The 16,337-nt window shown below is 36.0% G+C and carries 7 protein-coding genes and 2 pseudogenes; 6 read left to right on the top strand and 3 right to left on the bottom strand.

Annotated elements, in window-relative coordinates:
- Nucleotides 1-127 precede the first annotated feature (127 nt).
- Nucleotides 128-247: pseudogene (locus tag ACFTQ7_RS14320) on the bottom strand (colicin E5-related ribonuclease); the annotation flags it as partial.
- Nucleotides 248-807: 560 nt separating this feature from the next.
- Between ACFTQ7_RS14320 and ACFTQ7_RS14315 the strand changes: the two are divergent.
- Entirely contained in the window at nucleotides 808-1,647 is an 840-nt protein-coding gene (locus ACFTQ7_RS14315; RefSeq protein ID WP_386829535.1) for a copper amine oxidase N-terminal domain-containing protein, read from the top strand.
- 390 nt (nucleotides 1,648-2,037) lie between these two features.
- Here the strand turns inward: ACFTQ7_RS14315 and ACFTQ7_RS14310 are convergent, their stop codons facing one another.
- Both ACFTQ7_RS14310 and ACFTQ7_RS14305 read right to left on the bottom strand, forming a co-directional pair.
- A complete protein-coding gene (locus ACFTQ7_RS14310; protein ID WP_386829533.1) occupies nucleotides 2,038-2,721 on the bottom strand; it encodes a tyrosine-type recombinase/integrase in 684 nt (227 codons plus the stop codon).
- Nucleotides 2,722-4,252: 1,531 nt separating this feature from the next.
- Nucleotides 4,253-7,720 (bottom strand): S-layer homology domain-containing protein, encoded by a 3,468-nt coding sequence (locus ACFTQ7_RS14305; protein WP_386829531.1) that lies wholly within the window; start codon nucleotides 7,718-7,720, stop codon nucleotides 4,253-4,255.
- Between the two features lie 602 nt (nucleotides 7,721-8,322).
- Between ACFTQ7_RS14305 and ACFTQ7_RS14300 the strand changes: the two genes are divergently transcribed.
- The 5 genes and pseudogenes from ACFTQ7_RS14300 to csaB all read left to right on the top strand — a co-directional run bounded on the left by ACFTQ7_RS14300 (nucleotide 8,323) and on the right by csaB (nucleotide 16,303).
- Nucleotides 8,323-10,194, top strand: a complete 1,872-nt coding sequence (locus tag ACFTQ7_RS14300; protein WP_386829529.1) for an S-layer homology domain-containing protein — start codon at nucleotides 8,323-8,325, stop codon at nucleotides 10,192-10,194.
- 801 nt (nucleotides 10,195-10,995) lie between these two features.
- Nucleotides 10,996-11,736, top strand: coding sequence for a WecB/TagA/CpsF family glycosyltransferase (locus tag ACFTQ7_RS14295; protein WP_386829527.1), 741 nt, complete (start codon nucleotides 10,996-10,998; stop codon nucleotides 11,734-11,736).
- A pseudogene (locus ACFTQ7_RS14290) lies at nucleotides 11,733-13,280 on the top strand (putative polysaccharide biosynthesis protein); the annotation flags it as partial. The gene ACFTQ7_RS14295 and the pseudogene ACFTQ7_RS14290, both read left to right, overlap by 4 nt.
- A 30-nt stretch (nucleotides 13,281-13,310) precedes the next feature.
- Nucleotides 13,311-15,224 (top strand): DUF5693 family protein, encoded by a 1,914-nt coding sequence (locus ACFTQ7_RS14285; protein WP_386829560.1) that lies wholly within the window; start codon nucleotides 13,311-13,313, stop codon nucleotides 15,222-15,224.
- Nucleotides 15,224-16,303 carry a polysaccharide pyruvyl transferase CsaB gene (gene csaB / locus ACFTQ7_RS14280; protein WP_386829526.1) on the top strand — a complete coding sequence of 360 codons (1,080 nt, stop codon included), beginning with the start codon at nucleotides 15,224-15,226 and terminating at the stop codon, nucleotides 16,301-16,303. Before ACFTQ7_RS14285 ends, csaB begins: the two co-directional genes overlap by 1 nt.
- Nucleotides 16,304-16,337: the final 34 nt, after the last annotated feature.

Here is a 16,337-nt window from a genome sequence, read left to right as displayed (position 1 = left end):
ACTTACTTACATAGCATGCGTTTGAATATATATCATTTCTATCTTTTAGTGATGAGCAAAAAAGAAATCCATTCATAGATTATTTCATTAATCTTACCTTCTTTTTTTATTATCATACCATCACCTTTTACTTTGAATAATTAGGATCAAACTTCCAATTGGAATCATTTAAATTCGAAACTTTTATTACTTCCCCGGTACCATTATCTACTGCTACATAATGATCTTTATTTTTATAGTATACAGTTACTGAATTACCAGTATATTTGTTTTTTGCCTTAGCAGTTTTTTACGGTTTATTTATCGTATCAGCGATAAATATAAATACTGTCTACTTAGCAAATAAACAAATAGACCATCCTTCTTCGATATTAATACCAATATAATACGCACATCACAAACGATTTAGGGTAAAAGTGCTTCTTACAGCACCATATAGGTAAATCGTGCTAACGCAGGAAAATACTTATCCTTGAGGAACACTTATATAATAAATACAATAAACGTTAGTGGAAGGTTAGATACATAAATGAAGAATTAGAAGAAATAATTGCAAGGCGTTAAGGAACCGCAAAGAACCCACTTACTTGTCAAAGTCAAGTAAAAGCACCAACAACCAGCAGTAGAATTAGGCTTCAAGTCACCTCAAAACTGACTATCAAAAGTCCTTCATTAAACCACCCCTTTCAAACAAGCTCACACCCTACAAAGATAGAAGGGATAGGGTCGGTCGGTTTAAATCAGCATTATTAGCTGACAATCAATCTATTATTTACCCAATTTAATTAGGATTAAAGGAGATTTAAAGTGATCAAAAAAATTACATCTAGACTAACTCTAGCACTTATTTTATGTTTAATTAGTTTCTCATTTGCCCCTTCTGCAGAGGCTGCAACTGCTATTAAAGTAGAAATTGATGGTGATATTATACAATTTGACCAAGGTGCAGTATCTGTTAATGGACGAACTTTAGTACCAATGCGAACAATTTTCGAGGAATTAGAATCAACAGTACAATGGAATGCAAAAACAAAGTCGATTACAGCTGTCCGAGGTACAAAAAAAATTGGTTTAGTAATTGGTAGCAAAACTGCCACTGTTAATGGGCAAAAGATTGCTTTAGACGTTGCTCCTCAGATTATTAATGGTAGAACCCTAGTACCTCTTCGTTTTATTAGTGAAGCACTTGGTGCAAAGGTTGATTGGAATAATCAAACGAAAACAGTTTCTATTACAACATATGATTTTGCAGAAAGATACTATTTTGTGAATCTACAAACTCTTAATTTAGAAGTTATTTCGGAAGACCGTTATTATCAAGAAGTCGATCAACCCAATTCCTCAAAGGAACTTGTAAGTGATGTTGTCTTTAATTCATACCTAGATAATACTCGAGACTTCTTTTCTGAGCATACCGTTCGAGTATCAAACGGTGGTACAGGATTTGCTACTGCGCACGATGCCTATATGACTTTAGATGGAACTATTGCTAATGGTAAGGCTTCAGGTGAATATACTATCGGACTATTCGATATAAAAACCGGCTCTCATAAAAAGACTTACACTGGTACTTTTAAAGATATAAAATATGATCGCCATATTAAAACTACAGTACAGGAAATCATCAATAAAAATCATGTAAAATGATACCCACGAAAATAAACATAAACCGTAAATTCTTAAAATGAATGAAAATGGCTTATGATTTGATTTTCAGGAGTTTCTATAATACAAATAAACATACTCTAACAACACTGTTGCAAAACACGATAGTTTTGGACTATGGTATTGTTCCTTATAAAATTTACTGTACCCATGAAATCGCTAATCTTTGCCTAGTCCTTGCTGAAGATGGGCAGTTCCTTACTCTCTTTTTATTTTAGAACTTCAAGATTCAGGAAACCGATGATGATTTATCTTAATCGGTATTCAGGTTGTAGTATCGGCTTTACTTCTTAGCTAGTGCCTCTATTAGTTCTTACTTGGACTGATAGAGGCTTTTTTTTAATATTAGGCATTCTTAGGCTGCCATTTTCTCTAGCTTTTTAACAACATTATAGATCCATTTCGATTTAAGCTGATTACCAAATTTAAAATAAAGGATCTTTTTTCATATGTTCTAGTTAGTAAATACTCTTTTAAAACAATGGCACATTCCACTGAAAAATGTGTTGGTCTATATTTATTCCCTTTTCCTAGTATTTCAGCTGTTCTGCTATCCAAATTAACATTTTCAATGCATAGTTTCGCGACTTCTGCCCTCCTACATCCTGAAGAAAATAGAAAAAGAACTAACGCTCGATCACGAAGAGGCAATTTTTCTGCGGCCAATTTCACCTGAGCATATTCTTGCTCAGTTAAATAGTTTGGTAATCCTTGAGGTAATTTAAGTCTCCACCTTGTTTTCATTACCATGTTTTCTAAATACTCTTCCTCTAGACAAAATCGAAAAAATGAAGAAAGAGTTGATAAAAAGAGATTTAATGTTTTCGTATTTTTGCCAGCTGAAAACTTATTCAACCATGTAAGTACATCCTCCGATGTTAATTCTTCTAAAGAAATTAAACACTCCGAAAAGAATCTCTCTAGTATCCATCGATATTTTGTAATAGTGGCTTCTGCCTTATTAGTCAACTTTAAACTCAATAAATATTCATTTATAACTTTTCTTGTTAATATCAGGATATCTTCTCGAGTGCTTTCCCAGTATTTCTGTGTCACTTTTAGTCTTTAAACTCCTTTCAGGTTAATAAATTAGTATAGTTATTTACCAAATTTATATTTTTTAAACCTATAAATTAAAATGTGATAGTTATATAAAAGGAAAAGTTTAAATATTCACTCAAAATATAATCAATATGCATATCTATATATATGCTTAAAAATAAAAACAAGATTTAAAAAGCTTATTTCATTACAAAACTGAGCTATTGATGGAACAATTATAAAAGCATTCTCATGAGATAAAAGAAAAATAGGTCGAATCTTTATAAGAGGAGGTGTTCTTCGATAGTGGAAGATAAGATTGTGGAAAACCTTGAAGATGAACAAGTAGTTGAATTTGTTGATGAAATAGACGAGGAGATTATGTCTGTTATTTATCGTTAATACGATAAGACTTTAAGAGATTTAGTCAATTTCTTCCTTTACCTTCGTTGTATAATTGAACAAAATGATTTTGGAGTAATAAAGAATTGGTATCCTCAATGCACTGTCCTGAAAATAGAATTAAAAAGTGCTTACAAGAAATCAAATGTAAGTATTCAATTTGCGTTATTTTAAACTTACACCTCGTAACTTTTTCGAGATTTAACCCCTTTCAATGTTGCTATCAGGCTATTTTATCTGATGTGGAAAAACATTCTGTATATACTGCGCTACTTCCCAATCTGATAGAAGATTACCTACTAAGTCATACGAGAATTCTGTGGAACCTACTTCTCCTAACTCTATTTATATTATTGATATTTTCTATCATAAAATATACGTTGACTACCTAAGCTGTATCAGGCTAAGTCCAAAAACAAAGTTGTTGTACGTACTATATTATTTGATTAACATCGTATTAGGATTACAATGATTATCCTTATTTTCTTTATAGAAAGGAGTTATTGGGCAATAGATAGCTCATCAAAAAAAGAAACTTTGAAAGGCCATTAGCCAATCAAGGTTTTCTATGGGTTACTACCATTAATCTAATCCCTCTCTCTCAACATCTGAGTTAGTCACTCAAACCAAATACCCGAATGCATCACTCAATTTCCCAAAGGGAATGACCAGAAATTAAAGAAGTCATTCGCACTACTGTGAAACCACTACCATCTCTCTTTTTATTTTCTTAGGTTTCCCACTATCCAGGTATAAGAAAGGCCAATTTAACAGTCAATTCTTCGAACCACTAAAGCAGTAAGTCTAAAGGATTTATAATGAGCTTTCTAGCTTAATTTTACACTATATACTAACTTACCCCGCCTACATGGATTCATCTACTTTACCATAGAAACCTTTTAAAGTTCCCGCCCCGGTATCACCGAGTACTATTTCATCAGACTTCATCCCTTTTTCTGATTCAGTGCAGCATTGATTGCAGGAGGAATAGGTACTAGTAGATTAACTGCTTTACAAGAATAGAACTTTCACCTATCAATTGAAAGTAGCCAGATAGAAAGAAACCCCGTGTCTTGCATAATACAAGACACGGGGTTTTCAGTTCAACTCATTTCACTGAATCAATCAGCTAATAGAGTAATGTTTAGTTAGCAGTAACAGTAACTTTTACAGTACCTGTTTTAATTACTTTACCATCTTTTAACACTTGTACTGTGATGTCAGCATCACCAGCAACTTTACCAGTAACAGCTAAACCTGTTGCAGCATCAACTACAACATTTGCACTTGAAGATGTTACGTTTAATGTTTCACCAGTGTCAGCTGCGATACCTGTAATAGTACCTTTATCTGTAGTCCCTGGAGTAGCCAATGTTAATGCTGGAGTTGGCACTTTTAAATCTCCTGTAATATCTGCAACTGTAGCAGCTTCATAAGCTGTAACAGCATTATCTAAAGTTGTTTTTGCATCTTTTAATTCTTGTAATTTAGCATCTGCTTTACCTACAACATCTTTTGCAGCTTTAATAGCTGATTCGAAAGTAGCAGTAGATCCTACGATTTTATTACCAGCTGCTGTACCATCAGTACCAACTTTTGCTACTGCAGCATCAATTGCAGTGTTTAAAGCTGCTTTTGCACCTTTAAGCGCATCTGCTGCACCTTGTGTATCCATTTCTACAGAAGTTGGAGCAATTTTAGCAATGACATTACCTGCTGCATCTTCAATGAAACGTGCATCATTAACTTCAACTGTAGCAGAAGTTAAACCTTCAGCAAGAGTTAAGATAATAGTTGTACTAACTTCATCACCCTTAGCATTAGTTGTAGCATCTTTTAATTCTACTTTATCTACTTTTACTGTATTATTTGATGATTTCAGAGCATTTTTCACAATGAAATCTGACTCAGGTTTACCATCTAGTTTAACAGCTTCATTGAAAGTGATTTGAATTTTATTGTCTGTGCCTTGAACAGCAACTATATTCTTTTCAGTATCAACAGTAGGTGCGATTTTGTCAGCGACAGCTGTTACTCCACTTGCGATAGTTTTACCTAATACATCAAGAGTTGATGGAGATGGTTTAACAGTTAAGTTAACATCCTTAGCATCTTCTTTTAAATCTGTTTTTAATGTGAAAGTTACTGTTTTACCGTCAGTAGAAATTTCATTATGAGCAATTTCAGAACCAGTAATTGTGAAATCACCTTGAACTAATGATTGAATTGGGTTTTTGAATTCTACTTCTACTTTATTTTTTGCAGTAGCTTTAACTGATTCAATAGTAGTTGTCTTTTGTGTATCAACAACTTGTTCTGCGTGTAATCCCTCTAAGTAATTTCCAGCTAAATCTTTAACTAGTTGTACTTTTACTTTGTAGTTAGGGTTAAGAGGGTTTGTAACATCTGGAATTGGATTACTGAAGTTAAGAATAACTCCTTTTGAATCTTGAGTCACACTAAATGATGCAATTGTTAACTTTTTATTATCTGGACCAGTTACAGTATATTTCTCAACATCAACGATGTTACCGTCTCCACTTGTAGCCATTGCTTCATCAAACGCAACATAAAGTTGTTTTTCGTTTAAACGAGTAACAGATAGTAATTTAGGAGCTGTTACATCTTTTACAGATAAAGTTGTAGTGTATGGAAGCATTACATTTTTCAATGTAGTGTTATCAGCTACACCATTTACACTTAATGTGTAATCAGTATTATCTTTAAGTGTACCAAGTAATGTAATTGTTACTTCTTTATCTTTAGATACATTAACAGTAGTAGAGATTGGTTGTACTTTACCATCTTTATCTTTAATTACATAGTTAGCAGCTTTTTTAGCTGTATCTGTATCTAATGATTTTGTAAATTTGATAGTGATTTGTTTGTTGTTAGAATCTTTAACAAATGTAGAGCTAATTACTTCTGGACGAGTTTGATCGATTACAGGTGTTACTTGAACTTTTGTATCTTTATCAATAACGTTACCAGAGTAGTCTTTTACGTTAGTAACAAATAAATCTGTTGTGTAAACAAGTTTATTGTCATTATTAAATGTTAATTCATATTTATCATCAGCAAGTTGTTTTATAGAAGAAGCTTGCTTTTTAGTTCCACCTTGCATCCAGTAGATGTTAGAAGCAAATACTTGTTCAACTGGCTCAGAGAATTTAAGAACTACTTTCTCAAAAGAAGCACTTACAACTGATACAGTTGGAGCAGTTTTATCTTCAACAACATTGAATTTAGTGTCAGCTTTCACTGTTTTGAAGTTATTGAAATCTTCAGTACCTTCAGCAGTTAGAGTGTGTTCTCCATCTGTTAAAGCAGAAGATAATTTAATGATTACAGTGTTTAAGTTAGTTTGGATTGAACCAACAACTACTTTACCATCAATTTGGAAGTGTGATGTTTGAGCAGCTTTAACTGGCTCGCTGAAGTGTACGCGAACAGTTTTGTTACCTAAAGCTTCTACTTTAGCTACAGTTGGTACTGTATTGTCAAGAGGCTTGAATTTTAAATCTTTTTCATTTAAAACTTTATCGCCAGCTTTAATGTTGTTAAGAGTTAATTTATATTCAGATTGGTTCTCAAACTTGTCTTTAAGAGTTAACGTTACAGAGCGACCATCTTCAGCAACAACTGCAGTATCAACTACAGGATCGTTAGTACCAGTAATAGCATAGTTGCCTTCTTCAGCAGCTGTAGCAGGATCAACTTTACCGTCAAATTCTACTACTACTTGTTTAAGGTTAGTTGCAGATACAGATTTAACAGCTGTAGCTGTAGTTACAACGTAAGTAACTTTTGCTTTGTATTCTACATCTTTGATTTTGAAAGTAACTTCAGTTTCTTTGTTAGGCTCTAAAGCTTTTTCTAAAGTGATAGTTTCTTTAGTACCATCTGTTAAAGTTACGTTTAAAGTTTTAGCATCAACTACTTCAACTTTATCAACTTTTACAGCGTCATCTACTTCAAGGTCAAGAGCACGAGAGAATACTACTGCAAATTCTTGACGAGTGATTGAAGCATTTGGGTTAAGGTTTGTTTTACCATTTACTTCAGTACCTTTGATGATGTCGTTTGCAACAGCAACTTCTAGGTAAGATTTAGCCCATGGTTTAACAGTTGAAGCGTCAGCGAAATCTTTAAGATCTGCTTCACCTTCTAATTCGAAAGCTTCTACAAGAATTTTAGCTGCTTCTGAACGAGTTAAGTTTTTAGCTGGTGCGAATTCAGTTGCACTTACACCTTCAAAAATTCCGTTTTCTACAGTAGCTGCGATTGCATCATAGTACCAAGCGTCTTTTTTAACGTCTTTGAAATCTACAGTACCTTCAGCTTCTAATTCAAAAGCGCCAGTGAAGATTTGAGCTGCTTCAGCACGAGTAATTGATTTAGTTGGGTTGAAGTTTCCTTTTTCATCCCCTGTGATGATACCAGCGTCAACTAAAGCTTGAACTGCTTCTTTAGCGTAAGGTGCTACCTTGTCGAAGTCCTTGATTGTTGTAGTTGATTCTGCAGCTGATGCTACAGGAACGATTGCTGATGCAACAAGTGCTGCTGTTGCTGATGCCGCGAAAAACTTACGGCCTTTGTTTTGCTTTGCCATTATTGTATTCCTCCCTAACATTTCCTTTAAATTGGTATTATCCTAACGAAAACTATAGTACTGCTTTGCCTAAATGTATGTATTATAGCTTCCTTGAATAATAAAAAAAACCTAAGCAAATTTTTTTAGTAAAATTCACCAGAAAAACAGTATCAGAATACCATTCTAGTAAATTTATTCACTTTCCACAATAATATAACACTATCTTTCTCTAAATTCAAGCATTATGACATAAATTTAGATATAGAAGATTTTATTACCGGTTATATTATGGTATCCACTATAAACCAATATTTTTACCTTATTCAGGTTGGTAACATATAGAACCATTACCTATTATACCTGACTCTCAACATTATCCAAGCATTTTCTGGAATAGATACGAAATTGTCAAATATTAAAGACTTCCGTAAATAAATAGTCATAATTGTAAAGAAACAGAAATATATAACGCGATTTCCAAAGGAGGAATGTATTTTCCTTCATTTTTATTACGGTAAAAATGGACCTGTTCCCATGTTGTAACAATAGACTCCCTATTTTTATGCTACACTTTTAATAGTTTGATAGGATCTTATCAACTATTGAAAGGGGCTTAAAGAATGAAAGGTAAACTCTCGATTTTCGGGGCCATGCTTATTGCGATGTTCTACTTCGCACCTACAAATGTAGCAGCAGAAGATATTTCTAAGCACTGGGCCTACCATGAAATGAACTATCTTATTACACACGATTTAATGAAAGGTGATGATTCAGGCAATTATCGCCCGAACGATTCCGTCACTCGTGCTGAATTCACCGCATTTCTCGTAAGAGCACTTAACTTACCAGAAGTATCTACGAAACCGAACTTCTCGGATGTACGTGAAGGAGATTGGTATTATGGTGTCATAAAGCAAGCGAGTCACTATCAATTAGTCAAAGGCAATGCAGATGGAACGTTTAATCCAAATGATAAAATTGATCGTCAGCAAATGGCTTCCATGCTAAAAAGAGCTCTCGATTACAAAAACATCAAGACGACTTCCTCCTCGCTTAAGTTTACTGACAATACTAGTATCGCTAAATGGGCCTATGCCGATGTACAAGAAGTCGTGTCGTTAGGGCTGATTGTTGGTAAGCCGAACAATACATTTGCGCCACTTGCCCAAGCAACACGTGCTGAGTCAGCTACTGTACTCTATCGATTGATACATTTAAAGGCACCTGAAGTTGGTGGCAAGCAATATACTACTACTAACTATTCACAGGACTACAAGGCTGTGGTGAGTAAACAGGCAAGCAATAATCCAAAAGTAGATGGTGCTGGCGTTTTCACAGCTAGCGAGGCACTAGTGTCATACTATGTACACCCTAAAAGTTTTATTCAAGATAGTCCGTCCTTTTATCAATTCTTAAAATTATCGACGGCTGTTACGAATCTAAATGCAAAAACAATCAACGAAAAAGTTCTTTCTAATAAAGGAAGTTTAGTTGATTCAGCAGACGCCTTTATTCAGGCCGGTGTTGATCACAATGTCAATGCCATCTATTTGTTATCACATGCATTGCATGAAACAGGCAATGGCGCTTCAGCACTAGCAAAAGGTATTGAAGTTGGTCTTGATAAAGACGGTAAAGCAGTAATGGTCACGACTGAAAATCGAAATAGCCTGACTGCTATTAAGACAACGTACAATGTATATGGCATTGGCGCTATTGATGCAAACGCCAATAAATTTGGGGCTGAACGAGCTTATACAGATGGATGGTTCACGATCAAGGATGCGATTATTGGCGGGGCACAATTTGTGAAAGATCAATATATTAGTAAAGGGCAGGACACATTGTATAAAATGCGCTGGAATCCTGAAAGCCCAACGGTCCATCAGTATGCAACACATGTTATGTGGGCCGTGCTCCAAGCGCAAAAGATTTATGACATGTATGAATTAACGGGTGCCAATACTACAACTAACTTAGTATTTGACGTTCCTGTTTATCAAAACCAGTCTTCCCCTACTTCGTTACCTACTCCTGCCAAGCAATATGCGGTAGATACAGCTTTAGCTGAGGCTACTGGACAGGCTACGGTTGACGACTTAAATATGAGAACTTATCCGAATACAACGGATGCTTCTTCGATCATCACGAAATTACCAAAGGATACATCGTTCACTGTGCTCGGTGAAAATGGCGGTTGGTACAAAGTTAAAGTGAATGGACAAGAAGGTTGGCTATTTAAAGATTATGTAAGTCTGAAAAATGGATTGCAGATTGTCGATATGAACATCACGCTAAATGTAAGAAGCGAACCATCTACTACGTCTACCATTTTAGGTACTATAAAACCAAAGAGCTTTATCATCGGTGTTGTAGATGCTAATGGCGATTTTGTAAAAAACGGTAACTGGTATAAGGTGATTTATAATGGTAAAACAGGATGGGTTTTTGGTGATTATATTGTGAATAATAAGTCACTTGATTCAAAATAAGTTTATAAAACAGGAGAGTGCGAATCAAAATGATTCGCACTCTTTCTTTATGTACTTTTAATTATTAAAACCTTTAAAATTTTTTGAATTCCCCCATGATGATACGCTTATTACTTTATAATATTTATATGCTATATATAATAGAAGAAACTCATATTTTAAGGATTATATTACCATATCATCTTATTACTTTCACCGTCTTTTGAAAGGTATTTTAATAGATACATCACTGTAAAATTGAACATACAATTGGAAATATACGCGCTGTGCAAAAAGTTGATTGGAGTGGAGACTGGTCGACTCCTTGGGGATCAGCTTTAGAGGAACGAAGGCTAAAACCATCACATCCTGTGATAACGCCTTCGTGACCAACATCGGTGCTGTTGCTATCGCTGCGCTTTCGCACAAACAAAACCAAAACCCTCTGCTGCCGCTTCGCTTTCGCGCAAAAAACATCTGTTGGCCCGAGACTCTGGACTGAACGGAGTGAAGGAAGCGGCTCATCGGACGTGCCCAGGAAGCTCTGCTCTGCGCGAAAGCGAAGCGGCAGCGGCAAATGTTTTAACTGTGCGAAAGCGAAGCGGCAGCAACAAAGCGATCAGTCGGAACGGAAATCAACCCTCATTTTTAGTGATAAGCCTAATATGCCATAGCAACTTTCCCTTCCCTTTCTCTTCACAACTCCCTCAATATTATTCTCCTGACGCAATGCCCATCAATCACCGAAAATTTCCTGTCAATATTGCTTTTGTGGTATGATAGATTGCAGTAAAAAAGGTAAAAGAAAGGTTTGAACACTATATGAAGCATGTAACGATTATGGGCGTACCCTTTTTACATAGTAAACAACAAGAGTTTGTTGATTTACTCGTTAATCGTATTGAACATGAAGAAAAGACATTCGTTATTACAGCAAATCCCGAAGTCGTGATGCAGGCAAATGAAAATCCTACTGTCATGAATTATCTGAAGCAAGCTACTTACATTTGTGCAGATGGTATTGGCGTTGTGAAAGCTGCACAAATACTTGGTGATCCGCTTCCTGAGCGTGTTACGGGTTACGACACGATGGTACGACTTTTAGAAGTCGGCAATACAAAGCGCTTTAAGATTTATCTGTTAGGCGCGCAAAATGAAACGCTCGAAAAGACTGTAAAAAATATTAATCAAACGTATCCAAATGTTGACGTAGTAGGCTATCATGATGGATTTTTTGATTGGAACAAAAATGATATTGCAAATGAAATTGCTGCGTTACAGCCTGACCTTGTATTTGTTGCATTAGGTGTGCCAAGACAAGAAAAATGGATCACTGAAAATTCAGGTCAATTTAGCAAAGGTGTATTTATGGGTGTTGGTGGTTCCTTTGATGTCATTGCAGGAACAGTCAAACGTGCTCCTATGATTTGGCAAAAATTAAATCTCGAATGGCTCTACCGACTGCTTCGTCAGCCAAGTCGTTTTGGAAGAATGCTTGTCCTTCCTCGATTTGCTTTAAAAGTTTTCGCATTGAAATTTAAAGGTCAGGGAGCACCAAAATGAGTCAGTCCACATTTGTCAAAAGTACTCTTGTCCTAACAGTTGCTATGCTACTTTCTAAAGTCATCGGTAGTATTTTCAGAATTCCGCTACAAAATATAGCGGGCGATGAGGTTCTTGGTATATTCAGTTTAGTGTATCCCGTTTATATGGTGGCACTCTATTTATCGGTTGCTGGAATCCCTATTGCCATTTCGAAGCTTATTGCGGAGGCCAATGCAAAAAAAGAAACAGATCAAGTGAAGAAAATTTATGTTACAGCAAGCATCCTAGCACTATGCTTTGGCGTCTTAAGTTTTGCTATCATTTATGGCTTTTCAACTGAAATCGCAAATGCTTTAGGGGGCCCGTCAACGAAAATTGCGTTAATTGTTGTTGCTCTTACATTGCTCGTTGCTCCTTATATGGCCGTCTATCGAGGATTTTTCCAAGGTTATGGGGATATGCGTCCGACTGCGATTTCTCAGGTAATTGAACAGTTAGTGCGTGTTGCTCTAATTTTAATTGTTGCCTATTTCCTAGTTGCAATGGATTATTCCAACGACATTGTCGCCGGGGGTATTATGGCAGGCTCTGTCATTGGGGCTGCTGCATCACTCTTCTATTTACGCTTTAAATATTTCCGTTCATCTGTAAAAGTAACGAGCAAGGAGAAATATAAATTTAACGATTTCTCACTCTGGGGTAAGACAATTTTAAAAATATCGATTCCGATTGCCATCGGTTCTGTCACAATGGCACTCTTTAACTTTGTTGACTCCTTTACAGTAACGTACGGCTTAAGAAGTGCTGGTGCTGACTCAAGTGAAATTAGTTTCCTTTACGGGATTTATGGTCGAGGCTTAACGCTTGTTCAAATTACAACTGTTTTTGCTTCCTCTATCATATTACCGCTTGTTCCACTAATTACGACAAAGCTAGCCGAACGTAAATTAGATGAAACACGAGGGATCATTGAGCGAACACACCGTATTACACATCTTATTTCCTGGCCAGCTGCTTTAGGGTTGTTAGCATTAACCTTACCTTTAAACCTCGCTCTTTTCACAGACTTAGAGGGAAGCTTAATGTTAGCGATTATTAACCTTAGCTCTGTATTTACATCTCTGACACTACTTGGTACAGGTATTTTACAAGGGATGAATGCTGCCAAAACAGGAGCCATCATCATTATTAGTGGCGTTGTACTAAAGGTATTTTCAAACATCTTCTTTATCCAAGCGTTCGGATTAGATGGGGCTGCCTATGCAACACTATTTGTTTACTTTGTTTTATTTATTGTAAATTCTATTTTTATTTATCGTGCAATTCGCTTCACTGTATTGGGGAAAGATACGATCAAAATCATCCTATCTTCTATCCTAATGGGAGCTGCAGTCGGTTTACCTACACTTTGGTTGGATATTGAAAACTGGTCAAGACTGTGGGCAATGGGTTATCTAGCTGTTGCAATTGCAATTGGATGTGTTATTTATTTCCTATTATTATGGCTAATGAATGCCATTCATGAAGAAGATTTAAAGAAAATTCCGATTATCGGGAAAAAGGTTGTCATAAATAAGAGAGGTAGAAAATCTATGTCGAAACAGAAATGGCTTTGGGGAATTGTCATCCTATTGCTCGTCGTGTCTTCACCTGGAATCATGAAGAGGTGGAATGCTGAGCAAGCAAATGATGCCTATGAAATAGTGATTCCTTATGATGAAATTCAAGTAGTAAACAAGGAAAGCGATTTAACAATGGATAAAATCCTTTCCTCTTTAAAAAATGCAGGGCTTACAACAGTTAGCCTTGAGCCTTTAACATTAAAAGAAATGGAACATCAAAGCCTGATTTCCATTTACGATGAAAATGATCTAGCGGCACAACTACGTTTCACACCATATAAAGATGCTATAGATGTCAATAAGAGCGGATACTATATTAGCGTTCCTGAAAACGCAAGCTATCAACAGCTTATTAAAGACAGCATCAAGCCAGAAGAAGTACAAATTGGAGATGAGTCTTTCTATTATCTTCCGAGCTCAAACCATCGTTATGGTTTAAAAACACCAATCGGTTACGATAAGCTTGCAGTTGAGATGATCAACAAGCATGATCTGTCACTCATCTTTAAAGTAGAAAATGCAGACAATAAAGCAGCCAACGATAAGACCGTTAAGCAATTGCTTGAATTAAAAGATGCATCAGCAGGCCGTTTACTTGGTTCAGGGGATGAGGCAATCGGATTTGGTCAAAAATCAGGTGATGCATACATTGAACAGCTAAGTAATGCAGGCTATTATTTCTACACAATTGAAAGCAATCCCCTTAAGGGTGAAGACAAAATTGCCAAAATGACTGATTATAATATGATCCGCTTGCACAGCATCAATGTAAACAGAGAAACAAAGTTAAAGCTTAATGCAAGCATTGATCGTACAACACGCGCTGTGAAAGAGCGAAATATTCGATCTATCTTCTATCATATTAAAACAAAAGGTAATGCTGAGAAAAATTTAGATGAAACAATTAAATATTTAACAGGCGTTCAAGAACAAATGCCAAATCATTTCAAGTCTGGCACGCCAAAACTATTTGATGTTGTTACAGTCCCAACATGGGTAACAGCACTTGTCTTATTAGCAGGTATCGTATTTACTTTCCTTATCTCAGAACTAGTGAAATGGATGCCACTTCGTATAGCAGCAGTTTTATTTATGAGTGCTTTAGCCATCGCGTACTTCCTTCTGAAAAGTACACTTTTCTTACAAGCATTCGCATTAATTATTGCAGTTATGGCCCCAACGTATGCAGTCATTAAAGCAGCTAAGGGCTCTAAAAATATTGCTTCGATCTTACTACAATATTTAAAAGCAGTAGCTATTAGCATCATCGGTATCGTTATTGTCATTGGATTATTAAATGGCAATGCATTTATGACAGGCTTTGAAGCATTTAAAGGTGTTAAGCTTGTTTATGTTGTTCCAATCGCAGGTGTATTAGTATTTGTGCTACTAGAACTTAACCGTCTAGTTGATCAAGATCTAAAGAAAACACTTTCGAATACCGTTACTTTATTAAATAAAGATTTAAAATATTGGCATGTTTTACTGGTAATGGTCGTTGCAGCTATAGGTTTATTCTATATTAGTCGAACTGGTAACTCTGGTTCCGTTAGTAATGCAGAATTGGCATTTAGACAATGGCTTGAGAACATCTTATATGTTCGACCAAGAACGAAGGAATTTTTAATTGGTTTCCCATTCTTTGTTTTATCGCTATATGTGATGGGCATTAATCGAAAATGGGGCAGCATCCTTCTAGTACCAGGCGTTATTGGATTCTTGTCTATCGTTAATACTTTTACACATTTACACATCCCTGTTGAAGTGTCGGCATTACGTACACTTTATAGCGTTATACTTGGTTTTGTCGTAGGATTAGTATTTATCTTTATCTTCAAGATCGGTTACCGTTTTATTTCTAAAGCAGTCGCGAGGTGGTCATAATGCATGTTGTATTATCTGGCTACTACGGATTCGATAATGTCGGCGATGATGCGATCCTACTTTCCATTATCCAAGCTCTAAGAAAATGTCAACCTGATATAGACATTACGGTATTATCGAATAATCCAGCGGCCACTGAAAAAACATATGGTGTGAAGGCCGTGAATCGTTGGAAAATGAACGAAATCAAACAAGTGCTAAAAACAGCAGATGGGCTCATCAGTGGTGGCGGTAGCCTCATGCAAGATCAAACAGGAATGAAGACGATTCCTTACTATGCGGGCGTTATTCAAATAGCAAAATGGTTAAAAAAACCTGTATTTGTTTACGCTCAAGGTATGGGTCCAATCAATCATCCTGTAAGTAAATTTATTGTCCGCAAAGCCTTTAATAAGGTAAAAATAACAGTACGAGATAAAGCCTCACAATCTCTTTTAACAGAGATTGGTGTCAAAAACGAGTCTTTAATAGTGCCGGATCCAGTTATCGGCCTTAACGGTAGCACCTTCCATACTGATTGGTTAGCAGATGCGTCCTTATCAGCGAACACTTATATTGCTATAAGTGTTCGTGACTGGCCATCAACAGTAGATTACAAACAAAAGATAGCGAACAGCCTCGATCAATTAGTACGTCATGGTGAACAAATTGTCTTCTTGCCAATGCACGGTGAGCACGATGCAAAGTCTTCACAAGAAGTAGCAGCACTTATGCAAGAAAAGAGCATCATTGCCCCTGCTGATTTATCGATCGAAGAAAAAATTGCAGTAATTGGTCAATCTAAATTGTTAATTGGGATGAGATTGCATTCACTAATTTTCTCATCCATCTACGCTACCCCATTTATTGCGATTTCTTACGATCCGAAAATCGATGCATTTGCTGAAATCATGGATCAACCCATTGTTGGACATGTTGAAGTAGATAACTGGGACGGGACGTTATTGTTCGAACAAACTGTAAAAGTAATTGAACAATTACCGACCATCCAAGAAAACATGCGTCAAAAAGTCCAAGCGTTCCAAGCTGCCGCAGAGACAACAGCAAAACTAGCATTAGAGGCTTTCACAAAAGCATAGAAGTTAAATAAAAATGATGAATTTCAATAAAAAT

Source organism: Lysinibacillus sp. NPDC056959 (genome assembly GCF_042674095.1).
Classification (GTDB): Bacteria; Bacillota; Bacilli; order Bacillales_A; family Planococcaceae; genus Lysinibacillus; species Lysinibacillus zambalensis.
This window is presented reverse-complemented; position numbering and strand designations above follow the sequence as displayed.